This window comes from Polaromonas sp. (genome assembly GCF_018780625.1).
GTDB lineage: Bacteria > Pseudomonadota > Gammaproteobacteria > Burkholderiales > Burkholderiaceae_C > Polaromonas.
In genome coordinates this window covers 1-22,674 of record NZ_JADMJK010000157.1, presented here as the reverse complement: position 1 = coordinate 22,674, position 22,674 = coordinate 1, and the positions used below count along the sequence as shown (strand labels likewise).

Sequence of the window (22,674 nt, the reverse complement as noted above, 5' to 3'; positions counted from 1 at the left end):
AGATCGCCTGCCGTGTTGCCGCCACCGCGCGCCGCATGGCCATCAAGACCGTGGCGGTGTATTCGGACGCCGATGCCGAGGCCAAGCATGTGGGCTTTTGCGATGAGTCCGTCCACATCGGCGGCAGTGCGCCCAAGGAAAGTTACCTGCGCTGGGAAAAGATCCTTGACGCCGCCAAGGCCACGGGCGCCGAGGCGATCCACCCCGGCTACGGATTTCTCAGCGAGAACGAGGAGTTCGCGCAGGCTTGCGCCAACGCGGGGCTGGTCTTCATCGGCCCGCCGGCCTCGGCCATCAAGGCCATGGGCCTGAAGTCCGAGTCCAAGCAGCTGATGGAAAAAGCCGGCGTGCCGCTGGTGCCTGGCTACCACGGTAGCGACCAGGACCCGGCCATGCTCAAGCACGAGGCCGACCGCATCGGCTATCCGGTGCTGATCAAGGCCAGCGCCGGCGGCGGCGGCAAGGGCATGCGGGCGGTTGAAAAAGCCGAAGATTTCGCGGCGGCGCTGGCCTCCTGCAAGCGCGAAGCCATCAACAGCTTTGGCGACGACGCGGTGCTGGTTGAAAAATACGTGCAGCGCCCGCGCCACATCGAGATTCAGGTGTTTGGCGACATGCACGGCAACTACGTGTACCTGTTCGAGCGCGACTGCTCGGTGCAGCGCCGCCACCAGAAGGTGCTGGAAGAAGCGCCAGCGCCCGGCATGACACCCGAGATGCGCGCCCAGATGGGCCTGGCCGCCGTGGCGGCGGCGCGTGCGGTGAACTACGTCGGCGCCGGCACGGTGGAATTCATCGTCGAGCAGCGCGCCGATGGCAGCATGAACTTCTTTTTCATGGAAATGAACACCCGGCTGCAGGTCGAGCATCCGGTCACCGAAGCCATCACCGGGCTCGATCTGGTCGAGTGGCAGCTGCGCGTGGCCTCGGGCGAGCCGCTGCCGCTGGCGCAGGACCAGCTCAAGATCAATGGCCATGCGATCGAAGCCCGCATCTGCGCCGAAAACCCGGACAACAACTTCCTGCCCACCACCGGCACGCTGCATGTGTACGGCAAGCCGGTATGCACGGCGTTTGAGCGCGGCACGGTGCGTATCGACGACGGCGTGCGCCAGGGCGACACGATTTCGCCGTTCTACGACTCAATGGTCGCCAAGCTCATCGTGCACGGCCAGACGCGTGAAGAGGCGCTGGCCCGCATGGACGAGGCGCTGGCGCAGACCCGCATCGTCGGGCTTTCCACCAACGTGCAGTTCCTGCGCTACGTCGTGCGCAGCCCGTCGTTTGCCCAGGCCAATCTGGATACGGCGCTGATCCCGCGCGAAGAAGCGGTGCTGTTCAAGCAGGAGCCGGTCGGGCTGCCGATGGCGGCGGCGTCCGCGGTTGCGCAGACGCTGCTGGGCGAACAAGCCAGCGAAGGCCGCGACCCGTTCAGCCGCCGCGATGGCTGGCAAACGCATGGCGTGACGCAGCGGCCGTTCGAGTTCGAATTCAAGGGCGAGCCCGCCAAGGCCGTCTTGACCTATGGGCATGACGGCGCGCTGCAATTAGCCGTTGGCGACGTGTCGGGGCCGCTGGTGTTTGCCAACGGCGCGCAGGGCGTGGACATCCAGTTCGCCGGCCAGCGCCTGACGGCAGCGGTCTATACGCAAGGCGAGGTCGACCATGTCTTTACCGCCCGGGGCGCGACCCAGATCACAGCGATTGACCTGCTGGCCCACGCCGGCGAGAGCCACGCCGAAGGCGGCCGCCTGACCGCGCCCATGCCCGGCAAGATACTGTCGTTCCTGGTCAAGGCCGGCGATCAAGTCAGCAAGGGCCAGCCGCTGGCCGTGATGGAAGCCATGAAAATGGAGCACACGATTGCCGCGCCGGCCGACGGCGTGGTCGAGGAGCTGATGTACGCGCCCGGCGACCAGGTCACGGAGGGGTCGGAGCTGCTTAAGATTGCGGTTTGAAACTTTTCTGAAAGCCTGCATGCGCATCAGTTTTTGCTGCACCGACACCAAAGCCCAGCCCTGGCTGGAAGGCCTGCGGGCCGCTTTTCCAGGCGCTGACGTAGCGGTCTGGTCTGCTGGCGCTGCTCCGGCCGACTATGCCGTGGTCTGGGCGCCGCCGCAGCAGTTCATCGACGAGCAATTGCAGCTCAAGGGCATCTTCAATATCGGCGCTGGCGTCGATGCCTTGCTCAAGCTGCGCCTGCCGCCCGGCGTGCCTGTGGTGCGGCTCGATGACGCCGGCATGTCGGTGCAGATGGCTGAATATGTGTGCCATGCGGTGATCCGGCATTTCCGCGAGTTTGACGGCTATGAGGCGGACGCAAGGCAAGGCAAATGGTCGTACCGCAAGCCGCGCCTGCGCACCGATTTTCCGGTCGGTGTGATGGGCTTGGGCGTGCTGGGCGAACGCGTCGGCCGGGCGCTGGCGCAGTTTGATTTTCCAGTGATAGGCTGGAGCCGATCGGCCAAGGCGATTGAAGGCGTGCAATGCTTTTCGGGCCAGGCCGGCTTCAACGATTTCCTGGCCGCCAGCCGCATCCTGGTCTGCCTGTTGCCGCTTACGCCGGATACCGACAACATCATGTGCCAGGGCACGCTGGCGCGTCTGAAGCCGGGCGGCTATGTCATCAACGTGGCGCGCGGCAGCCACCTGGTGGACGAGGATTTGATTGCGTTGATTGACAGCGGCCACCTGGCCGGCGCCACGCTCGACGTGTTCCGCACCGAGCCGCTGCCGGCGGCGCATCCGTTCTGGACGCACCCGAACATCACCGTGACGCCGCACACCTCGGCCCGTACGCTTCGCGAGGAAAGCATTGCGCAGATCGCCGGCAAGATCGCTGCCTTGCAGCGCGGCGAGGCGGTGGCCGGTGTAGTAGATCCGGCTCGCGGCTATTAACGCTTCCCCTTCGCGCCTCTTCATCCAGGCGGCTGTCACCGGATGTCCCCTTTGCTTATGCGGGGATTCGTAAGCGACGGGTAAGCGCCCGGTAAGTACATCGTAAGTCCTTCGGCTTAATCTGCGTCTCAGCGTATTTATATTATTACCAGGAGACCGCGCTATGGATGATGATTTGGTTCAACGGATTGCGAGCCATCCGAAATACCGTGAGCTTAGAGCCAAGCGCACCAGCTACGGCTGGTGGCTCACGCTGGCGATGATGGTCGTGTACTACGGCTTCATCCTGCTGGTGGCTTTCAACAAGCCGTTTCTTTCCCAGCGGCTGGGCGAGGGCGTCATGACGGTGGGCGTTCCCATCGGTTTCGGCGTCATTGTGTTCACCATCGTGATCACAGCCATTTACGTCAAGCGCGCCAACAAGGAATTTGACGACCTGACGGCAGACATCACCAAGGCGGTGCTCAAATGAATTACAAATCTGAAAACATGCGTCGCATCCTGACGCTGCTGGCGCTGTTTGGCGTGTCGGCTACCGTATGGGCTGCCGGCGCCGATTTGGGCCAGGCTGAAAAGCAGGCCACCAACTGGACCGCCATTGGCATGTTCGGCGGCTTTGTGGTGTTGACATTGTTCATCACCAAGTGGGCCGCGTCCAAGACTAAATCTGCCGCTGACTTCTACACCGGTGGCGGCGGCATCACCGGCTTTCAGAACGGCCTGGCGATTGCGGGCGACTACATGTCGGCCGCTTCCTTCCTGGGTATTTCGGCGGCCGTGATGGCCAGCGGCTTTGACGGCCTGATCTATTCCATCGGCTTTCTGGTCGGCTGGCCGGTCATCACCTTCCTGATGGCCGAGCGACTGCGCAACCTGGGCAAGTTCACCTTTGCCGACGTGGCGGCTTTTCGCTTCAAGCAGGCGCCGGTCCGTATTTTTGCGGCCTCGGGCACGCTGGTCGTGGTGGCTTTTTACCTGATCGCCCAGATGGTGGGCGCGGGTCAGTTGATCAAGCTGCTGTTTGGCCTGGAATACTGGATCGCGGTGGTCATCGTCGGGACGCTGATGATGGTGTACGTGCTGTTCGGCGGCATGACGGCCACCACCTGGGTGCAGATCATCAAGGCATGCATGCTGCTGGGCGGTGCGACCTTCATGGCCGCCATGGTGCTCTGGCACTTCGGCTTCAGCCCTGAAGCCATGTTTGCCCAGGCGGTGAAGATCAAGGCTGACCTGGCATCGGACAGCGGCAAGACCGCCGAAGAGGCCGCCAAGATCGGGCAGTCCATCATGGGCCCCGGAAACTTTGTCAAGGACCCGATTTCGGCCATCTCCTTCGGCATGGCGCTGATGTTCGGAACCGCCGGCCTGCCGCACATCCTGATGCGCTTTTTCACCGTGCCGAGCGCCAAGGAAGCGCGCAAGTCGGTGATGTGGGCGACCGGCTGGATCGGCTACTTCTACCTGCTGACCTTCATCATCGGTTTTGGCGCCATCACCTTCGTGCTGACCAACCCATCCTTCCTGGACGCCAAGGGCGGCCTGATCGGCGGCGGCAACATGGCGGCCATTCACCTGGCCAACGCCGTGGGCGGCAACGTGTTCCTGGGCTTTATCTCGGCCGTGGCTTTTGCCACCATCGTTGCCGTGGTCGCGGGCCTGACACTGTCGGGCGCTTCCGCCGTGTCCCACGACCTGTACGCCACCGTGATCAAAAAGGGCAAGGCCGACAGCGCTTCGGAGTTGCGCATCTCGAAAATCACCACCGTCGCCCTGGGCGTCATTGCCGTGGTGCTGGGCATTGCCTTTGAGAAGCAGAACATCGCCTTCATGGTGTCCCTGGCCTTTGCGATTGCGGCTTCGGCCAACTTCCCGGTGCTGTTCATGTCGGTGCTGTGGAAAGACTGCACGACGCGCGGCGCCGTGATCGGCGGCTTCCTGGGCCTGATCTCCTCGGTGGGCCTGACGGTGGTGTCGCCTTCCGTGTGGGAAGTCACGCTGGGCAACCCTGCCGGTTCGGCATTGTTCCCTTACGCTTCGCCGGCCTTGTTCTCCATGACCATTGGCTTTGTCGGTATCTGGCTGTTCTCCATCCTGGACAACAGCCAGCAGGCCAAGATTGACCGCGCCGGTTTCCTGGCGCAACAGGTGCGCTCTGAAACCGGCATCGGCGCTTCGGGTGCATCGGGCCACTGAGGTCTGTTTGACAAGGGCGGGCCCAGTGGGTTGTGTGGCCCGCCTTGCGATAAGCTAAAAGGACTGCAGGACCATTGCCTGCAGTCCTTTTTTTATGGGAAACCCGCCATGCCGGACCATCTCTCTGACCATTTCTCGGAAGATTTCCCTTTTCACGCGCCGCCTTTCGACGCCCTGAGTCCTGAGCAGCAGGCGCTGGTGCGGGGCAGCTTGCGCCGGGTGTCTTTCCCGAAAGATGCCGTGATCCTGACGCCGGACGCGGACCCGCTTCACGTGTATGTGCTGATCAAGGGGCATGTGCAGCAGCTAGAAGCGGGCGAGGTAGTGGCGGTCTACGGTCCGGCCGATTTTTTTGCCTTTCGTGCCGTGATGGCCGGCCGCGCCAGCGGCGTGCTGCAAGCGCTGGACGAGGTCGAGGCCTGGCAGATGCCCGGCACCACGGCACGGGCGCTGATTTCGGGCAACGCCTTGTTTAGCGCGCTGGTGTTTGCCGACCTGTCGCGCCGGCTCTCGGCCGTGGCTGAAAGCCGCAAGAGCCGGGAATTTTTGTCGCTGATGATGGTGCAGGTCCGGGACGCCTACATCCGCAAGCCCTTTTTTGTCGATGGCAGCCTGGACCTGGTGTCGGTCTGCCGGCTGCTGAAGGCGCAGGGGCTGGGCAATGCGCTGGTGCGCGATACCCAGGATGGCGTGGAGCGCATCGGCATGTTCACGACCACCGATTTGCGGGATGCCCTGCTGCGGGATGTGCCGCCTGCGCAGTTGACGGTGCGCGACGTCGCGCAGTTCACGCTGGTGTCCTTGTCCGCAGACGCGGAACTGTCCGAAGCCCTGCTGGCCATGATCCGTCACCGCGTCCACCGCGTGCTGGTGCGCGAAGGCGACGAGATTCTGGGCGTTCTGAGCCAGCTCGACCTGATGAGTTTTGTCTCCAACCACTCTCACCTGATTGCGCTGCAGGTAGAGCAGGCCAGCACCTTCGAGGAGCTCCAGCGGGCAGCCTTGCAGATGGACAGCCTGATTGCGCTGCTGCACAGCGGGGGTGCCCGGGTCGAGCTCATTGCCAGTCTGGTGAGCGAACTCCACCAGCAGATTTTTGCGCGCCTGTGGTCGTTTGTGGCGCCGGCGGAACTGGTCGCCAACAGTTGCCTGATCGTGATGGGCAGTGAAGGGCGGGGTGAGCAGATTCTCAAGACCGACCAGGATAACGCCCTGCTGCTGCGCGATGGCTATGTGTGCGGCGAACTGGACCGGAGCGTACAGCGGTTCAACCAAGCCTTGATCACGTTCGGCTATCCACCCTGTCCCGGCAACATCATGGTGACCAATCCGCTGTGGTGCCAGGCGCTGACGGGCTTCAAGGACAGCATCCGGCAGTGGCTGTATGGGGCGGATGCCGACGGGCCCATGAACCTGGCGATTTTCATGGATGCCCGGGCGGTGGCGGGCGACGCGTCGCTGCTGCGCCAGGCCAGGGACTATGCCCACAGCAGCATGGCCGGCAGCGATGCATTTTTTGCCCGCTTTGCCGCCGCGGTCGACCAATTCAGCGCGCCGGGTGGCTGGTGGACCCGCCTGGCTTCGCTGCGCGCCGGCGACGACCCGGTGTTTGACCTGAAAAAGCTGGGCACCTTCCCCATCGTGCATGGCGTGCGCGCCCTGGCGCTGGAGCATCGCCTGGACGAGGTCGGCACGACGGCGCGCCTGCGCACGCTGGCGAGCCGCCAGCACATCGCGCAGGACCTGGCGCGCGATCTGACCGAGGCGCTGCATTTTGTGATGGGCCTCAAGCTCAAAAACAACCTGCATCAAAAACAGCTGGGCCAGCCGCTGGACAACCTGACGCAACTCTCCAGCCTGGGGACGCTGGACCGCGATCTCCTGAAGGACTCGCTGGCCATCATCAAGCGCTTCAGGCTGTTCCTGCGGCTGCACTACAAGCTTGACGCCTGACACATGACGGCCGCGAGCGCTGTGTTGAACATGGCCTTCCCGCGCCAGGCCGGCACCGGTTTTTGCGATACTGACGGCACTCAAAGGAAACGGTCATGAAACTCCCCGCCAAAGTCAAACTCGTCGACGTCGGCCCGCGCGACGGCCTGCAAAATGAAAAGCAGCCGGTGCCGGCTGCGGTCAAGATCGAACTGGTGCACCGCCTGCAGGACGCCGGCCTGAAGAACATCGAAGTCACCAGCTTCGTGTCGCCCAAGTGGGTGCCGCAAATGGCCGACAACGCCGAGGTGATGGCCGGCATCCAGCGCCAGCCCGGCGTGTGCTATTCGGTGCTGACGCCCAATATGCAAGGCTTCGAGGCGGCGCTGGGCGCGCAGCCCGACGAGATCGTGGTGTTTGGCGCCGCCAGCGAGGCCTTCAGCCAGCGCAACATCAACTGCTCGATTGCCGAAAGCATCGAGCGCTTTCGCCCGGTGGTCGAAGCCGCGCGCGCCAAGGGCATTCATGTGCGGGGCGCCATGTCGTGCACCGTCGGTTGCCCGTATGAGGGCGAGATTGCGCCCGCGCGCGTCGAGATGCTGGCCCGCCTGATGAAGGACATCGGCGTGCAGCATGTGGGCGTGGCCGACACCATTGGCGTGGGCACGCCGCTCAAGGTGCAGCGCGCGCTCGAAGCCACGCTGCGGCACTTCGACATCAACGACATCTCGGGTCATTTTCACGATACCTACGGCCAGGCGCTGGCCAACACCCTGGCCAGCCTGGAGCTGGGGGTGTGGCAGTTTGATACGTCGGTGGCGGGCCTGGGCGGCTGCCCTTACGCCAAGGGCGCCACCGGCAACGTGGCCACCGAAGACGTGGTCTACCTGCTGCACGGCATGGACATTGAAACCGGCATTGACCTGGACAAGCTGATCGACGCCGGCAAGTTCATCAGCGATTTTCTGGGCCGCCCGCCCGGCTCCCGCGCTGCCACGGCCCTGCTCAACAAAAGGGCTGCCTGACCATGTGCGGTGCTGAAGTCAAAAACCTGCCCGAAGGCGTGCAGCGGGTCGCCGCATGGCTGCAGGCCAGCGGACACCCGCATGCGCCCGTCATGCTCGATGACGCGGCGCGCACCGCCCAGCAGGCGGCAGACGCGCTGGGCGTGTCGATGGGCCAGATTGCCAAGAGCATTGTTTTTCGGCGCAAACTGGACGATGCCGCCGTGCTGGTGGTGACCTCTGGCGACCAGCGCGTGGACGAGAAGAAGGTCGAGGCACTGGTCTGTGGCGGCAAGCGGCTGGGGCGGGCCGATGCGGCATTTGTGAAGGCGAGCACCGGCTTTTCGATTGGCGGCGTGGCACCGCTGGCCCACGCCGCGCCCGTGGTGATTCTGCTTGACCAGTCGCTGTTCCGTTTTGACGAACTGTGGGCGGCGGCCGGCCATCCGCATGCGGTGTTCAGGCTGTCGCCGAAGGCGCTTGAACGCCTGACCGATGCGCCCGTGGCGGATCTGGCGGTGGACACCGAAGAGGAGCAACAGGCGCTGGCGCGCGCCATCACCCTGGTGACCTTGCGCTTGCGCACGGTGGACACCGCTGCCGATGTCCCGTCGCCCTGCATTTCAATTTGCCGCATGAACGCCAGGACGGACCTGTGCGAAGGCTGCTTTCGCACACGCAGCGAAATCGCCGGCTGGAGCGGTGCCCATGATGACAGCAAGCGCGCCGTCTGGCGCGTCATTGCGCAGCGCATGCAGGCCTTGCAGGCTTGATGCCCCGCCGCTGCCCAGGCCGGCCTTTTACAGGCTCGCCATTGGTGGCGGCACGCCAGGCGGCTCGCGCCGTTAATGGGCCAGGGACACACAGGCAAAGCGCTTTTTTGCTGTGAGAAGTGTGTCTAGGTGTTTTCCCTTGACGTCCTATCGCTAACCCCCCTACTCGTCGATGGTCAACACGTCCAGGTCGGCGTAGTAGCTCATGGCCAGCGTGCGCGGAATCGGCGTGGCGGTCATCATCAAAAGGTGCGGCTCCTGGCCGTCATCCGTCATCTTGCTGCGCAGGGCCAGGCGCTGCGCCACGCCGGCGAGTGGGGCACCGGGGTGGGCTTCAATCACAACCTGCTGTTGCCGCGCAGTACGAGTTTTAAAGTCTGGCACACCGCCTTGCAGGGCGTGGCCGACTTTGGGCCGCAGGCGCTGGTGGTGTCCTTGGGGTTGTACACGTTTGAGGGCGACCCATCTTGGGATTTACCATGACACGCTGCATACTCCATACCTGATGCTGAGGGCTCACGATTGAGCACTGAGACCACTTCAGTCGGCATCGATTTTGAATCCTGCAGGCGCCACTCCCCAGCGAAATTAAGGAATTGAAAGGACGTGGTGCTGTGATGATGGTTGAGATATTTGTGACTATGCCAGCTTGATCCGCCACATGGCGGGGTTGGGGCGTTTTCAGGACGATCCGTGCCACGTTCTGGGAGGGGGTTCCGATGAGGTTTGCCGTTCTGACCGATATCCACGCCAACCGGGAGGCGTTTGAGGCTGTTCTGGCCGATGCAGCCGCGCGCGGGGTGGACCGGATCGTGCTTCTGGGCGATGTGGTGGGTTACGGCCCTGACCCCGAATGGTGCGCTGATAAGGCCGCCGGTCTGGTGGAGGCAGGGGCGGTCTGCATCCGGGGCAACCATGACAGTGCGGCCGCAGGTGGGGTCGAATCGTTGAGCGCCAATGCCAGACGGGCGATGGTCTGGACCAAGGCCCAACTGACCGACGCGCACCGGGCGTTTCTGGCAGGCTTGCCCTTGACGGTAACGGCGGGGGATGTGCTTTTTGTTCATGCCTCGGCCAATGATCCGGGGGCGTGGATCTATGTGACATCGGCCAGCATGGCCAGGGGATCGTTCCGTTCCTGCGATGCCCGGATCATCCTGTGCGGGCATGTGCATGTGCCCCTGCTGGCCAGTAGCGACGTGGGCGGAGTGGTGCGGGTGCAAGCGTTCCGCATGGCCACGCCGATTCCTCTGATTCGCTCGCGCCGCTGGCTGGCGGTGGTGGGTGCGGTGGGCCAGCCGCGCGACGGGATTGCACAGGCAGGTTATGCGCTGCTGGACACTGGGACCAATGAGCTGACCTTTCGCAGGGTGCCATACGACTCTGCGAAAACGGTTCATAAGATGCGCGTGGCGGGCCTGCCTGAAGAACTGGCGCTTCGCTTGGTCAGAGGAGAATGACATGCCGACACTTCCGCATCCCGGGATGGAGATCGACGGTTTTCGCCTGGGCGAAAAACTGCATCAAGGCGCCTTCGCCACAATCTGGGAGGTAACGCACCCCGACCATCCCACACCCATGGTGATGAAGGTCCCGATCATCATGGACGGCTATGACGGCCCCACCATCGTGGGCTTTGAGGTGGAGCAGATGATCATGCCGCGTCTGTCCGGGCCCCATGTGCCCCGGGTGGTGGGCGTGGGAGATTTTTCGGTGATGCCTTATATCGTGACCGAAAAGATCGAAGGTGGGTCGTTGCTTAGCGTGTTCAAGCGTGCGCCCCTGCCGCTGTCAGACCTGTTGGAAATTGCTGCTCAAATGGTGCAGGCAGTGGCCGAACTGCACCGCCAGCACGTGATCCATCTGGACCTGAAACCGGAAAATTTGATGCAACGACCGGTTTCTCAGAAGTCGGGCGGTGTAACGGTGCTGATCGACTTTGGCCTCAGTCGCCATGATCAATTGCCGGACCTTCTCGCCGAGGAATTTTCCATCCCGATGGGGACGTTTCCCTATATCGCGCCCGAGCAGTATCTGCGCTGCCGTGATGACCTCCGGTCGGATTTGTTCGCTCTGGGCGCGATGATTTATGAACTGGCCACGGGAAAGTTGCCATTCGGCATGCCTCAAAAGTTGAAGGGGGTGCGCAAACGCCTGTGGCGCGACCCGGTGCCGCCGCGTGCCCTGCGGCCCGAGGTGCCAGAGTGGTTGCAGGAGATCATCCTGCGCGCGCTGGAGGTGGACCCGATGCGCCGTTATCAAACAGCCGCGCAGATGGCGTTCGATTTGGCGCATCCGCTGCAAATCAAGCTGACACCACGGGCGATGAAGATCCGGCCAGACAGCCTGCTGACTGTTTTCCACCGCTGGCGCGTGATGCGCAAGATACGGCGGTTCGCGACACCAGTTTCGGTGGCGCTACAACTTGCTTCGGTGCCGATCATTTGTGTGGCGGTGGATCTTTCCCCCGAGGGCGAGCGGCTGGCTGAAATCCTTTGCGGGTCGGTCCAGCGCATGCTGATGACCCAGCCGGATGCGCGGATTGCTTGCGTCAATGTCCTGAAGACCGCGCGTATCGGCATCGATCAGGCCACGGACGAGGCGGGCAATAACCTGCATGTGGTGCGGCTTGTGGCGCTGAGGGCCTGGGCCGCGGGGATCGATCTGCCGGAGGACCGGTTGACCTTTGCCGTGCTGGAGGGGCCTGATCCGGGGCCGGTGATCATTGACTATGCCACGGCGAACCACGTCAGCCATATCGTGTTGGGCGCGGGCGGCCATTCGACGGCGCGCCGCTACCTGGGATCTGTTTCGACGCAGGTGGTGGCCGAGGCGCATTGTTCGGTGACGGTGATCCGGGTGCCCGAACGGCGCGAGGGTGTGGCGCAGGCGTGAACTTTGGCCGGATGTTGCCGCAACACTCAGCCTTGCCAGCCCATTTCCGTACAAGCATTTCTCGGTCGAATGCTTCACTTTTGAAAGCTTCGCCTCGGATAGTCAGTTATTTGGTAGTGGCTTACCCTGATATTGGTGTGATTGCTCGAAATCTGCAATTTTGCCGTAAGAAACCTCCTACACAGTCGCGCCAACAGAGCCAAAACCAACAACGAATGGTGTGTGTTGCAGGGGATCGACTTGCTGGCATCCAGGGCAGTCGAGGTTCGGGTTTGGGCAGAAAAGGGGCAGCGCAGCAAGTAGTGGGAAGCCTGTGACATCACATCGCCTCCGGGCCGTGCGCCCGGAGTGAGAGAAGCGATCCAGAGGCTAACTTCTGAAAATAACCGTCCGGCCAAATTGCCGGACACACATGGAGCAAGAAAAATGGCGATAGCTGAAACGATGACGAATGTGCGGGAGCGATCCCGTCCGATGACCCGCGAAGAGAAGAAGGTGATCATGGCCTCTTCGGCGGGTACTATTTTCGAGTGGTACGACTTCTACCTTTACGGTGCATTGGCCGCGATCATCGGGGCGCAGTTTTTCACAGCTTTCCCTGAAAACACACGGAACGTGTTTGCGCTGCTTGCCTTTGCTGCAGGGTTCATCGTGCGTCCATTCGGCGCGCTGGTATTCGGGATGCTGGGCGACATGATCGGCCGTAAATACACCTTCCTGATGACCATCGTCATCATGGGCGTATCGACCTTCTTGGTCGGCGTGCTGCCGAACTACGAGAGTATCGGCGTGGCCGCTCCCATCATCCTGATCGCCTTGCGCATGGCGCAAGGTTTGGCTCTGGGCGGCGAATATGGCGGCGCGGCGATCTATGTGGCCGAACACGCACCGGCCAATCAGCGCGGCTATTTCACCGCCTTCATCCAGACCACGGCGACGCTGGGTCTGCTGCTGTCGCTGATCGTGATCCTGTCGGTGCAAGGCTACGTCAACGGCGCCTATCCGGATGTTGCCCTGATGAAGGATGGCGTTGCTGTGTTGATGGCCGACGGCAGCCCGACCATGGTCAAGGCGTTCAACGCCTGGGGCTGGCGTGTCCCATTCATCGGCTCGATCTTCCTGCTGATGGTCTCGCTCTATATCCGCCTGCAGATGAACGAGAGCCCGGCCTTCAAAAAGATGAAGGAAGAGGGCCGCACTTCGAAGGCGCCGCTGAGCGAGGCGTTCGGCAACTGGAAGAACGGCAAGATTGCGGTCATCGCGCTGCTCGGCCTCGTGGCAGGCCAGGCCGTGGTCTGGTATACCGGTCAGTTCTACGCGCTGTTCTTCATGCAGAACGTGATCAAGATCGACAGCTTTACCGCCAACGTGATGGTGGCCTGGTCGCTGATCCTGGGTACCGGGGGTTTCCTGTTCTTTGGATCGTTGTCTGACCGTATCGGCCGCAAGCCGATCATCCTGGCGGGCTGCCTGCTGGCCGCCGCCACCTTCCTGCCCGTGTTCGGCTTTTTGACCAAGACGGCCAATCCAGCCATCTATGCCGCACACCAGACCCCGGTATCGGTAAAGGTAGCGGCAGAAGACTGCTCGTTCCAGTTCAACCCGACCGGAACGGTGAAGTTCACATCGTCTTGCGACATCGCCAAGGCGCAGCTCGCGCGAACTTCGGTCAATTACGAAACTGTTGAAGGAGCCGCACCGGGCACCTTGGCCATGGTGAAGGTTGGGGAAACGGAGATCCAGTCGTATGACGCAGGCAAACTGACCGGCGACGATCTGAAAAAGGCGAAGGCAACCTTTGACGGCAGTCTGAACGCCGCGCTGAAGAAGGCGGGTTACCCGCTGGTGCCAGCCGACAACACGACCATCGTAAAGGCGCAGAACTTCGTCGATATTTTCACGACACAGAAGATGACGGTCATTCTCATCTTGACCTACTTGGTCCTGCTGGTGACGATGGTCTACGGCCCGATCGCGGCGATGTTGGTCGAAATGTTCCCGACCCGCATCCGTTACTCCGGCCTGTCGTTGCCCTATCACATCGGTAACGGCTGGTTTGGCGGCCTGATGCCAGCGACAGCTTTTGCGATCTCTGCCCAGACCGGCAACATCTACTCGGGCTTGTGGTACGCGATCGTGATTGCGGTCATGACGGTGGTGATCGGCACGCTGTTCGTGCCGGGTGGCACCCACAAGAAGGATATCTTCGCCGGCGACAGCGCTAAGTAAATCCAACTGCCGGACTGGGGCTTTCGGGTCCCTGGTCCGGCCTTTTTTGCGATACGGCCATCAGCCCCAAGGGGCCAGGCTGGTCTGTTTCCCGCAAATCCGGCGCAGCGCGCTGCGCCGGATTTGCAGGGAGCAGGAAAGGGCAAGCGAGATGCCCGCGTCCGCAACTAAATAGATCCACATCATTGAAACGTATCAATTTCGGCTTTCGTCATGGCCAGAATTGCACGGGGGAAGAAGTTGTTCATATTGCGATACAAGCCATCTCCAATGCCGTAACTGCCGAACAGCTGCGCTACGTGCAGGCGGAGATATTTTCATTGCGATTTGCGTTGAGCTTGGAGCAGACCGCTGAAGCAACCGGACTGTCCATCGGCTGGGCCAGTAAGCAGCTCACCAATTCCTTCACCGAAAGGCCGCACGCGATAGCGCCGTCCCAGCGCGTGGGGGCGGCGACATTTAGGTCGGTCAAATCAAGCATCACCTTGATGATGCGCTGACGGTCGTCTGTTTAAACGCTGCTGATCGCCATGATTGGCGGAGGTTGGCCCCGGACAAGTGCCATCTACAAAATGATACTGTGGCCCAAGAAGAGTGGGGGGAAAAGCTTCTCGAAACGCTCCACGGCCTTTACAAAGAAGCGCGAGGCGAACCTGTCCGGCTGATGTTTCCAGACGAGGCACGCTTCGGGCGCTTTAACGATGTGCGCCGCTGTTGGGCGCCAAAGCCTTTTCGCCCTTTGTGTCTGGCCATGCTTACCCGCGGGCACACCCATGCCTACGGATCATGCCAGCCACTCACCTCCACGCACGCACGATGGATGCCTTGATCTAGGATCAGTCAGTGAATTTCAGCGGCGTAGTCGTGCGACCAGCGCCGCAATGGCAAGGACCAGTCCCAATATGATCAGGTTCGAGATCAGCCCTGCAAGAATGGCATTGCTGAGGCTTGCCGCGCCGCCTGGCATGGTGGTGGGCAGGATCACGGCTACGAACACCACACCCAGGGCTAAAGGCAGGGCGCGCCCGGTCACAGCGGATGTTCTGATCATCGTGACCACAAGGGCGATGATCAGACCGATGCGAAACGGGTCGGTCAGTTGCGAAAGTACAAGATCGGTCACGGCAGGGTCCCTTTGCCTCATGTATCAAAGATTGAAGTGAAGAGAAGAGAGTTTAGGCGTTCTCCCGCTTCTTGGACACGAGCAACGAGATGGGCATTTACGTAGGTATGAGAATTGTGTTTTTGTTCGCCGTGTTCGGCGGCATGAAGGGCATCACCTACACCCAAGTAGCCCAGTACATCGTGCTGATCATTGCCTACACCGTGCCGGCGGTCTTCATCTCGCTGCAGCTGACGGGCAACGCGATTCCACAGCTGGGCTTGGGCAGCGGTTTTTCCGGCACCGACATGTCGCTGCTGGCCAAGCTGGACTCTGTAGTGACTGACCTGGGCTTTGGCCAGTACACCACCACCACGGCGGGCAGCACGCTGAACATGTTCATGTACACCCTGTCGCTGATGATAGGAACCGCTGGCTTGCCCCACGTCATCATGAGATTCTTTACGGTGCCTTCGGTCAAGGACGCGCGTAGTTCGGCCGGCTGGGCACTGGTTTTTATCGCCATTTTGTACACCACGGCGCCTGCCGTGGCGGCCATGGCCAAGCTGAACCTGCACGCCACGGTGAACACCGCGGTGAAGGCCGGCGGCGACCTGTATGCCCCTGAAGCCAGCATCAAGAACGAGGATCGCCCCGACTGGATGAAGCGCTGGGAAAAAACCGGTCTGCTGAAGTTTGAAGACAAGAACGGCGATGGCCGCATCCAGTACTACAACGACACCAGCAAAAATGCGGCGGCAACGGCCAAGGCAACTGCCGCCGGATGGAAGGGCAACGAGCTGACGGTGAACCCCGACATCATCGTGCTGGCCAATCCTGAAATCGCGTTGTTGCCCAACTGGGTGATTGCGCTGGTGGCTGCGGGTGGCCTGGCTGCTGCGCTGTCTACCGCTGCAGGCTTGCTGATGGCGATTTCGTCTGCCGTGTCGCATGACCTGGTCAAGAATATCTTCATGCCAGGCATCAGCGAAAAAGGCGAGTTGATGGCGGGCCTTTTCATCACGCTGTTCTATGTGTTTGCACACAAGGGCATCTTCTTCATCAAGGGCACGGACTTCCTGCCCATGATAGGCGGCGCCAACAGCTTCTTCGGCATCACGCCGGAAGCCTTCGGTGCCGTCGGCGCGATGGTGAACTTTGTGGTGGCCTTCCTGGTCGACAAGGTCACCAAAGAGCCGCCAGCGCACATCCAGGCGATGGTCGAAGCTGTGCGTATTCCGCGTGGCTCCAGTGCGGTGACTGGCGGCCATTGAGTTTGCCCGCCACGGCTTGACGCCGATTCCTGCCCGCGCAAGCGGGCGGGGAGTGACAATGGAGGTCCTGCTGGCTGCGCTGGCAGGGCCTTTTTTAATGAATCGGCCCAGGCTGCTTGCGGCACGGCTGGGTCCACGGAGTCCTTCATGGTTTTTGATTTCAGCGTTGCCTTGACGTGGATTCTTTTTCTGGCGCTGTTTCCCATTGCTTTTTTCTGGTTGCGCCGTGCGTGGCGCATCATCGTCAAGCGCGATTTCTCGGAGGTCGCCCTCAAGCGCGGCCAGTCGCCGCCCAATCCCGCCAGGTTCGCGCCCTATGAAGCGGCGGTCAACCTGGTCGCGGGCGTGGTGACGATGGTGGTCATCGTGAGCGTGCTGCTCGGCCAACTCGACTACAGCACCTGGTCGGCGATTGCCGGCAGCACCATCTGGTGCAAATTTTTCATGGATTTCGCGCTGTCCCGGCACGCCCATGCCAGCGCGTCGCTTCCTAAAACCTGATCTGCGTCAAGCCTGCCGCGAATCACGGCGCCCCGCCTGGCACCGGGCGCGGTGACCGCGTCACAATGCAACGACAAGGTGCGTGCCCGCGGTGCACCCATAGTGACAAGGAGACGCGTATGTTCAAGGGACTGGCGGCACAACGGCTGCTTGCGCTTTTTGTGAGCGGCTGGCTGCTGTTTGACTTTCCGTTGCTGGGTCTCTGGGACCGCAATGCCACGCTGCTCGGTGTGCCGCTATTTCCCGCTGCGCTGTTCATTCTCTGGGCCCTGCTGATTGCCTTGCTGGCCTGGCAGATGGAGCGGCCCGGTCAGACCCATCAGGACGACTAGGCATGCTCTCGCCCGCCGTGGTCATCGGCGCCTCGCTGGCTTATTTGCTGCTGCTGTTCGCGGTGGCCTGGTACGGCGACCGGCGGGCCGCACAGGGCCGGTCCATCATTGCCAACCCCTGGACCTATGCGCTGTCGCTGGGCGTGTACTGCACTGCCTGGACTTACTTTGGCAGCGTGGGCCGGGCTGCGTCTGGCGGGGTGTGGTTTTTGCCGATCTACCTTGGGCCGACGCTGGCCATGGTGCTGGGCTGGATGGTGCTGCGCAAGATGATCCGCATTGCCAAGGCCTACCGCATCACGTCGATTGCCGACTTCATTGGCAGCCGCTATGGCAAAAGCCCGCTGCTGGCAGGGCTGGTGACGCTGATCGCCGTGGTCGGCATCGTGCCCTACATCGCGCTGCAACTCAAGGCCGTTTCAGCGGGCTACGCGCTGATGACCACGCCCCATGGCGCGGCCGCGTCGGCGCCGCTGCCCTGGATGCAGGACAGCGCCTTTTATGTGGCGCTGGTGCTGGCCGGCTTCACCATGATGTTTGGCGCGCGCCACCTGGACGCCACCGAGCGGCACGAGGGCATGGTGGCGGCGATCGCCTTCGAGTCGGTGGTCAAGCTGCTGGCCTTTCTGGCCGTGGGCCTGTTCGTGGTCTATGGCCTGTTCGACGGCCTGGCCGACCTGTTTGCCCGCGCGCACGCGGTGCCGGCGCTGCAAAGCCTCACGCGGCTGGAGCAGGGCGGCCAGTTTGCCTGGACCCAGTGGTTTGCGCTGATGTTGCTGTCCATGCTGTCGGTGCTGTTTTTGCCCCGGCAGTTCCAGGTCATGGTGGTGGAAAACGTGCGCGAAAGCCATCTGCGCCGCGCCGTCTGGGTGTTTCCGCTGTACCTGCTGCTGATCAACCTGTTTGTGCTGCCGATCGCGCTGGGCGGGCTGCTGTACTTTGGCGCCAGCCCCATGAACCCCGAGAACTTCGTGCTGTCGCTGCCGCTGGCCGCCGGCCAGCACGCGCTGGCGCTGTTCGTGTTCATTGGCGGCTTGTCGGCCGCCACTGGCATGGTGATCGTCGAAACCATCGCCGTGTCCACCATGGTCAGCAACGAGCTGGTGTTGCCCTTGCTGCTGCGCTCGCGCCACTTTCACGGCGGCGCCGGCCATGACCTGAGCCGTCTGCTGCTGGGCATTCGGCGCGCCGCCATCCTGGGCGTTCTGGTGCTGGGCTATGTCTACTTTCACCTGGCGGGCGAGGCTTATGCGCTGGTCAGCATTGGCCTGATCAGCTTTGCCGCCGTGGCCCAGTTTGCGCCGGCGGTGCTGGGCGGGCTGTACTGGAAGGGCGGTACCCGGCGCGGCGCGCTGGCCGGCTTGCTGGCGGGGTTTTTGATGTGGGTCTACACCCTGATGCTGCCGTCGATTGCCAAATCGGGCTGGCTCAGCACCGACTTTCTGACGCTGGGTCCCTGGGGGCTGGCGCTGCTTCGGCCCGAGCAGCTGCTCGGCCTGCAGGGCCTGGACGGACTCACGCATGCGCTGTTCTGGAGCCTGCTACTCAATGTGGGCGCCTATGTCGGCCTGTCGCTGTGGCGCGCGCCGTCGGGGCAGGAGGCCAGCCAGGCGCTGCTGTTTGTCGACGTGTTTCACCGCACCGCCGCTTCGAGCCCGGTGTTCTGGCGTGGCCAGGCCAACGTGCCCGATCTGCTGCGCCTGTGCGAGCGCTTCATGGGCGCGGCCAAGGCCAGGGCCTTGTTCGCGTCCTATGCCCGGCGGGTCGGTGTGCATGAGGTCGATGACATCCGGCCCGATGCCCGGCTGGTGCAGTTTGTCGAAACCCAGCTGGCCGGCGCGGTCGGCAGCGCCTCGGCGCGGGTGCTGGTGGCCTCGGTGGCCGAAGAAGAGGTGCTCACGCCCGAGGACGTGCTGCGCATCCTTGACGAAACGTCGCAGGTCCGCGCCTACTCGCGCGAGCTCGAAGACAAGTCGCGCTCGCTGGAGCAGGCCACGGCCGAATTGCGCCAGGCCAACGAGCAGCTCAAGAGCCTGGACCGGCTCAAGGACGATTTCATGTCCTCGGTCACGCACGAGCTGCGCACGCCGCTGACCTCGATTCGCGCGCTGGCCGAACTGATGGAGGACGACGTCAACATGGCGCCGGCGCAGCGCCAGCAATTCACCGCCATCATCGTGGCCGAGACCGAGCGCTTGAGCCGGCTGGTCAACCAGGTGCTGGACCTGGCAAAAATAGAGTCGGGCAATGCCGAGTGGCACAACAGTGAGGTGGACATGGGCGCGCTGCTGCGCCAGGCCGTGGCCACCACGGCAGAGCTGTTTCATGAGCGCCAGTGCGCGGTGGAATTGCACTTGCCGCCGCAGGTGCGCCTGCTGCGGGCCGACCCCGACCGCTTGACGCAGGTGGTGCTGAACCTGCTGTCGAATGCCGCCAAGTTCGTGCCCGTGCCCGGCGGCCGGGTGGTCGTCAGCCTGGACAGCGATGTCAGCGGGCTGACAGTGCGGGTGCAGGACAATGGGCCGGGGGTGCCGCCCGAGCAGCAGGGGCTGATTTTCGAGCGCTTCCGCCAGGGCGGCGATGGCATCAGCCGGCCCCAAGGAACGGGCCTGGGCCTGCCCATCAGCCGCCAGATCGTGGAACATTTTGGCGGGCGCCTGTGGCTGGAAGCCGGCAGCGGGGAGGGCGCCTGCTTTTCGTTTTACCTGCCATGGGCCGCGCCCGTGCCCTTGCCGTAAACCAGCCATCCTGAAGGAGACAAGACATGCGCCAAAAAATCCTGATCGCTGACGACGAACCCAATATCGTGATTTCGCTGGAATACCTGATGAAGCGCGAAGGCTACACCGTGCTGGTGGCGCGCGACGGCCAGGAGGCGCTGGACACCATCGCCCGCGAGCGGCCTGACCTGGTGCTGCTCGATGTGATGATGCCCAAAAAAAACGGCTTCGAGGTCTGCCAGGCGGTGCGCGCCAATGAAGAGCTGCAGGCCACCAAAATCCTGATGCTGACCGCCAAGGGCCGCGACACCGACCTGGCCAAGGGGCTGGCGCTGGGCGCCAACGCCTACATGACCAAGCCATTTTCCACGCGCGAGCTGGTGCAAAAAGTCGCCGAAATGCTCGGCAAGCAGCCATGAAACCGCCCGACCGCCGGCTGATCCTGGCGATTGCGCTCGTCGGGCTGGCCCTGGCCGCCTGGATGGGCTTGAGTGTGGTGATGGTCTGGTCCACGCTGGAGTCCGCCGAGCGCAAAACCGTGGGCGCAGTGCTGGGCCCCCGCATGGCCTTGTTGGGCATGGGCTGGGTGGCGGCCCTGGTGGGGGCGGCCTATGTGCTGAACCTGCTGCACCGGCGCTATGCCCATGCGCCCGCCCGCCTGCTGGAGCAAACCCGCGTGCTGCTGGCCTCCCGCGAGCCGCAGCCGCTGATACCCGACGGCAGCGCCGAGTTGCGCGACCTGGCGGGCGCCATCAACGAACTGGCCGCGCAGCGCGACCGCCTGCGCGAAGACGTGGCGCAGCAGATCACCGAGGCCAGCCGCAGCGTGCAGCAGGAAAAAAACCGCCTGGCCGCGCTGATGTCCGAACTGACCCAAAGCGTGGTGGTGTGCAACCTTGACGGCCGGATTTTGCTCTACAACAGCCGCGCCCGGATGCAGTTTCGCGCGCTGTCAGAGGCGCCCACGCTGGCCGACGGCGCCGAGCTGATGGGCCTTGGCCGCTCGATCTACGCCGTGTTCGACCGCCAGCTGGTCGCGCATGCGCTGGAAACCATTCACCAGCGCCTGCGCCGGGGCGTGGCCAGCCCGTCGGCCCAGTTTGTCACCACCACGCGCACCGGCCAGCTGCTGCGCGCGCAGATGGCCCCGGTGCGTGACCAGGCGAGCGGCACCGAGCCGGGGGCCGGCATCAGCGGCTTTGTGCTGATGCTCGACAACGTCACGCAGCGCTTTGAAGACGAGTCGCTGCGCGACCGGCTGCTGCACGGCCTGACCGAGGGCAGCCGCTCGTCGCTGGCCAACATGCAGGCCGCCGTCGACATGCTCGGCTACGCCGACCTGGAGCCCGCCATGCGCGAGCGCTTTCTGGCTGTGGTGAAGGAGGAAGTGAGCGCCATGAGCCAGCGCATCACCGACCTGGTGCAGCGCTCGACCCAGGGGCTCAAGACCCGCTGGCCGCTGGAGGAAATGCTGGGCACCGACTTCGTGACCGCCGCGCAGCGGCAGATCGAAGCCCATTGCCGGCGCGCCGTCACGCTCGAAGGCGCCGATGCCAGCCTGTGGCTCAAGGTGGAAAGCTTCACGCTGCTGCAGGCGCTGACCTACCTGGCCGGCCGGCTGGTCGATGAATTCGACGTCAAGTTCCTGCAGCTGCGGCTGCAGCAGGCCGGTCCGCGCGCGCAGCTGGATCTGGTCTGGTCCGGCCGGGTCATGAGCACCGAAACCGTCATGACCTGGGAAATGGACCCGATGCGCTTTGGCGCGCACAGCACGCCGCTCACGGTGCGCGATGTGGTCGAGCGCCACGGCGGCGAAATGTGGTTTGAGCGCGAGCGCGTGCGGCACCAGGCCTTCTTTCGCTTTTTGTTGCCGCTGGCGAGCGCGCAGGAGCAGCTTGAAGCCGCGCAGATCATGCACAACGAGAGCCGGCCTGAATACTACGATTTCGATCTGTTTCAGGTCAGCGAACAGGGTAGCGCGCTCGATGACCAGCAGCTGTCGTCGCTGTCCTTCACCGTGTTCGACACCGAAACCACCGGGCTCAACCCGTCGGAAGGCGACGAGATCGTCCAGATCGGCGCGGCGCGCATCGTCAACGGCAAGCTGCTGCGGCAGGAGTCGTTCGAGCAGCTGGTGGACCCGGGCCGCGTCATTTCAGCGGCCTCGATTCCGATTCACGGCATCACGCAGGAGATGGTCAGGGGCAAGCCGCGCATCGCCGAGGTGTTGCCCGCCTTTCATGCGTTTGCGCAAGACACCGTGCTGGTCGCGCACAACGCCGCTTTCGACATGAAGTTCCTGCAGCTGCAGGAAGCGCGTACCGGCATCGCCTTTCACCAGCCCGTGCTGGATACGCTGCTGCTGTCGGCCGTGGTGCATCCGAACCAGGAGTCGCACCGGCTGGAAGCGATCGCCGAGCGCTTCAACATCACCGTGCTGGGCCGGCATACCGCGCTGGGCGATGCCATGGTGACGGCAGAGGTGTTGCTGCGGCTGCTGCCGCTGTTGCAGGCCATGGGGATTCACACGCTGCGGCAGGCGCGGGAGGCGGCGCAGGCGACTTACTATGCGCGGCTCAAGTATTGACGTGTGTAGATGGGCTATTGAATTCGTCGCTGGTTGGCCCTGCTTGGTTGGACTGGCCGGGGAAAAGAAAAAATACCAACAGCCAAATACCCAGAACGCGCTTGGCGCGTTCTGCTCCCCGGCGCCGCATCCGATCCCGTCCCCGATTCGTCATCGCGAACGAAGTGTGGCGATCCATCGTAGAAAAAGCGCAGTCATGGATTGCCGCACTTCGTTCGCAATGACAGAGAT

At 63.0% G+C, this 22,674-nt stretch carries 20 protein-coding genes; 17 read left to right on the top strand and 3 right to left on the bottom strand.

Annotated features, from left to right (window positions below):
* The first annotated feature begins 2 nt into the window (after positions 1–2).
* From IV091_RS12910 to IV091_RS12880, 7 genes are all read left to right on the top strand, one after another.
* Positions 3–1,958: an acetyl/propionyl/methylcrotonyl-CoA carboxylase subunit alpha gene (locus IV091_RS12910; RefSeq protein ID WP_293469342.1), complete on the top strand. Its 1,956-nt coding sequence runs from the start codon at positions 3–5 to the stop codon at positions 1,956–1,958.
* Positions 1,959–1,977: 19 nt separating this feature from the next.
* Positions 1,978–2,898 carry a glyoxylate/hydroxypyruvate reductase A gene (locus IV091_RS12905; protein ID WP_293469340.1) on the top strand — a complete coding sequence of 307 codons (921 nt, stop codon included), beginning with the start codon at positions 1,978–1,980 and terminating at the stop codon, positions 2,896–2,898.
* Between the two features lie 163 nt (positions 2,899–3,061).
* Positions 3,062–3,370: a DUF485 domain-containing protein gene (locus tag IV091_RS12900; RefSeq protein ID WP_293469338.1), complete on the top strand. Its 309-nt coding sequence runs from the start codon at positions 3,062–3,064 to the stop codon at positions 3,368–3,370.
* 17 nt (positions 3,371–3,387) lie between these two features.
* The gene (locus IV091_RS12895; protein WP_293469346.1) at positions 3,388–5,094 is read left to right on the top strand and encodes a cation acetate symporter; all 1,707 of its coding nucleotides are present in this window, start codon (positions 3,388–3,390) and stop codon (positions 5,092–5,094) included.
* Between the two features lie 108 nt (positions 5,095–5,202).
* Positions 5,203–7,047, top strand: a complete 1,845-nt coding sequence (locus tag IV091_RS12890; protein ID WP_293469336.1) for a putative nucleotidyltransferase substrate binding domain-containing protein — start codon at positions 5,203–5,205, stop codon at positions 7,045–7,047.
* 95 nt (positions 7,048–7,142) lie between these two features.
* Positions 7,143–8,051 carry a hydroxymethylglutaryl-CoA lyase gene (locus tag IV091_RS12885; RefSeq protein ID WP_293469334.1) on the top strand — a complete coding sequence of 303 codons (909 nt, stop codon included), beginning with the start codon at positions 7,143–7,145 and terminating at the stop codon, positions 8,049–8,051.
* A 2-nt stretch (positions 8,052–8,053) separates the two neighbouring features.
* Positions 8,054–8,803 (top strand): YbaK/EbsC family protein, encoded by a 750-nt coding sequence (locus IV091_RS12880; protein ID WP_293469332.1) that lies wholly within the window; start codon positions 8,054–8,056, stop codon positions 8,801–8,803.
* 162 nt (positions 8,804–8,965) lie between these two features.
* Here IV091_RS12880 and IV091_RS12875 read toward each other — a convergent pair whose 3' ends face one another.
* The gene (locus tag IV091_RS12875) at positions 8,966–9,145 is read right to left on the bottom strand and encodes a hypothetical protein (protein ID WP_293469348.1); all 180 of its coding nucleotides are present in this window, start codon (positions 9,143–9,145) and stop codon (positions 8,966–8,968) included.
* A 377-nt stretch (positions 9,146–9,522) separates the two neighbouring features.
* On the opposite strand from IV091_RS12875, the gene IV091_RS12870 reads away from it, so the two are divergent.
* The 4 genes from IV091_RS12870 to IV091_RS12855 all read left to right on the top strand — a co-directional run bounded on the left by IV091_RS12870 (position 9,523) and on the right by IV091_RS12855 (position 14,427).
* On the top strand, positions 9,523–10,263 hold the full coding sequence (locus IV091_RS12870; RefSeq protein WP_293469330.1) for a metallophosphoesterase family protein: 741 nt from the start codon (positions 9,523–9,525) through the stop codon (positions 10,261–10,263).
* Position 10,264: 1 nt separating this feature from the next.
* Entirely contained in the window at positions 10,265–11,698 is a 1,434-nt protein-coding gene (locus IV091_RS12865; RefSeq protein WP_293469328.1) for a bifunctional serine/threonine-protein kinase/universal stress protein, read from the top strand.
* Between the two features lie 474 nt (positions 11,699–12,172).
* Positions 12,173–13,927, top strand: a complete 1,755-nt coding sequence (locus IV091_RS12860; protein ID WP_293469344.1) for an MFS transporter — start codon at positions 12,173–12,175, stop codon at positions 13,925–13,927.
* Between the two features lie 185 nt (positions 13,928–14,112).
* Complete coding sequence (locus IV091_RS12855) at positions 14,113–14,427, top strand: hypothetical protein (RefSeq protein WP_293469326.1); 315 nt, start codon at positions 14,113–14,115, stop codon at positions 14,425–14,427.
* Positions 14,428–14,777: 350 nt separating this feature from the next.
* Here the strand turns inward: IV091_RS12855 and IV091_RS12850 are convergent, their stop codons facing one another.
* A complete protein-coding gene (locus IV091_RS12850) occupies positions 14,778–15,050 on the bottom strand; it encodes a hypothetical protein (protein ID WP_293469324.1) in 273 nt (90 codons plus the stop codon).
* A 116-nt stretch (positions 15,051–15,166) separates the two neighbouring features.
* Here IV091_RS12850 and IV091_RS12845 point away from each other — a divergent pair, with 116 nt between their 5' ends.
* The 6 genes from IV091_RS12845 (at position 15,167) to IV091_RS12820 (ending at position 22,443) form a co-directional block, all read left to right on the top strand.
* Positions 15,167–16,303 (top strand): VC_2705 family sodium/solute symporter, encoded by a 1,137-nt coding sequence (locus tag IV091_RS12845; protein WP_293469322.1) that lies wholly within the window; start codon positions 15,167–15,169, stop codon positions 16,301–16,303.
* Between the two features lie 147 nt (positions 16,304–16,450).
* Positions 16,451–16,804 carry a hypothetical protein gene (locus tag IV091_RS12840; protein WP_293469320.1) on the top strand — a complete coding sequence of 118 codons (354 nt, stop codon included), beginning with the start codon at positions 16,451–16,453 and terminating at the stop codon, positions 16,802–16,804.
* Positions 16,805–16,923: 119 nt separating this feature from the next.
* Complete coding sequence (locus IV091_RS12835; RefSeq protein WP_293469318.1) at positions 16,924–17,136, top strand: hypothetical protein; 213 nt, start codon at positions 16,924–16,926, stop codon at positions 17,134–17,136.
* A gap of 2 nt (positions 17,137–17,138) precedes the next feature.
* Positions 17,139–19,874 (top strand): sensor histidine kinase, encoded by a 2,736-nt coding sequence (locus IV091_RS12830; protein ID WP_293469316.1) that lies wholly within the window; start codon positions 17,139–17,141, stop codon positions 19,872–19,874.
* A gap of 26 nt (positions 19,875–19,900) precedes the next feature.
* Positions 19,901–20,275: a response regulator gene (locus IV091_RS12825; RefSeq protein WP_293469314.1), complete on the top strand. Its 375-nt coding sequence runs from the start codon at positions 19,901–19,903 to the stop codon at positions 20,273–20,275.
* Positions 20,272–22,443: an exonuclease domain-containing protein gene (locus IV091_RS12820; RefSeq protein WP_293469313.1), complete on the top strand. Its 2,172-nt coding sequence runs from the start codon at positions 20,272–20,274 to the stop codon at positions 22,441–22,443. Before IV091_RS12825 ends, IV091_RS12820 begins: the two co-directional genes overlap by 4 nt.
* Here IV091_RS12820 and IV091_RS12815 read toward each other — a convergent pair.
* The coding region (locus tag IV091_RS12815; RefSeq protein ID WP_293469311.1) for a hypothetical protein at positions 22,433–22,674 on the bottom strand (242 nt) is incomplete at its 5' end. The two genes, IV091_RS12820 and IV091_RS12815, sit on opposite strands and share 11 nt — an antisense overlap.

Excerpts from the sequence above, each read along its gene's own strand:
- IV091_RS12905 (WP_293469340.1), top strand. The coding sequence starts at position 1,978 with ATGCGCATCAGTTTTTGCTGCACCGACACCAAAGCCCAGCCCTGGCTG.
- IV091_RS12900 (WP_293469338.1), top strand. The coding sequence starts at position 3,062 with ATGGATGATGATTTGGTTCAACGGATTGCGAGCCATCCGAAATACCGT.
- IV091_RS12895 (WP_293469346.1), top strand. The coding sequence starts at position 3,388 with ATGCGTCGCATCCTGACGCTGCTGGCGCTGTTTGGCGTGTCGGCTACC.
- IV091_RS12890 (WP_293469336.1), top strand. The coding sequence starts at position 5,203 with ATGCCGGACCATCTCTCTGACCATTTCTCGGAAGATTTCCCTTTTCAC.
- IV091_RS12885 (WP_293469334.1), top strand. The coding sequence starts at position 7,143 with ATGAAACTCCCCGCCAAAGTCAAACTCGTCGACGTCGGCCCGCGCGAC.
- IV091_RS12880 (WP_293469332.1), top strand. The coding sequence starts at position 8,054 with ATGTGCGGTGCTGAAGTCAAAAACCTGCCCGAAGGCGTGCAGCGGGTC.
- IV091_RS12870 (WP_293469330.1), top strand. The coding sequence starts at position 9,523 with ATGAGGTTTGCCGTTCTGACCGATATCCACGCCAACCGGGAGGCGTTT.
- IV091_RS12865 (WP_293469328.1), top strand. The coding sequence starts at position 10,265 with ATGCCGACACTTCCGCATCCCGGGATGGAGATCGACGGTTTTCGCCTG.
- IV091_RS12860 (WP_293469344.1), top strand. The coding sequence starts at position 12,173 with ATGACCCGCGAAGAGAAGAAGGTGATCATGGCCTCTTCGGCGGGTACT.
- IV091_RS12840 (WP_293469320.1), top strand. The coding sequence starts at position 16,451 with ATGGTTTTTGATTTCAGCGTTGCCTTGACGTGGATTCTTTTTCTGGCG.
- IV091_RS12835 (WP_293469318.1), top strand. The coding sequence starts at position 16,924 with ATGTTCAAGGGACTGGCGGCACAACGGCTGCTTGCGCTTTTTGTGAGC.
- IV091_RS12830 (WP_293469316.1), top strand. The coding sequence starts at position 17,139 with ATGCTCTCGCCCGCCGTGGTCATCGGCGCCTCGCTGGCTTATTTGCTG.
- IV091_RS12825 (WP_293469314.1), top strand. The coding sequence starts at position 19,901 with ATGCGCCAAAAAATCCTGATCGCTGACGACGAACCCAATATCGTGATT.
- IV091_RS12820 (WP_293469313.1), top strand. The coding sequence starts at position 20,272 with ATGAAACCGCCCGACCGCCGGCTGATCCTGGCGATTGCGCTCGTCGGG.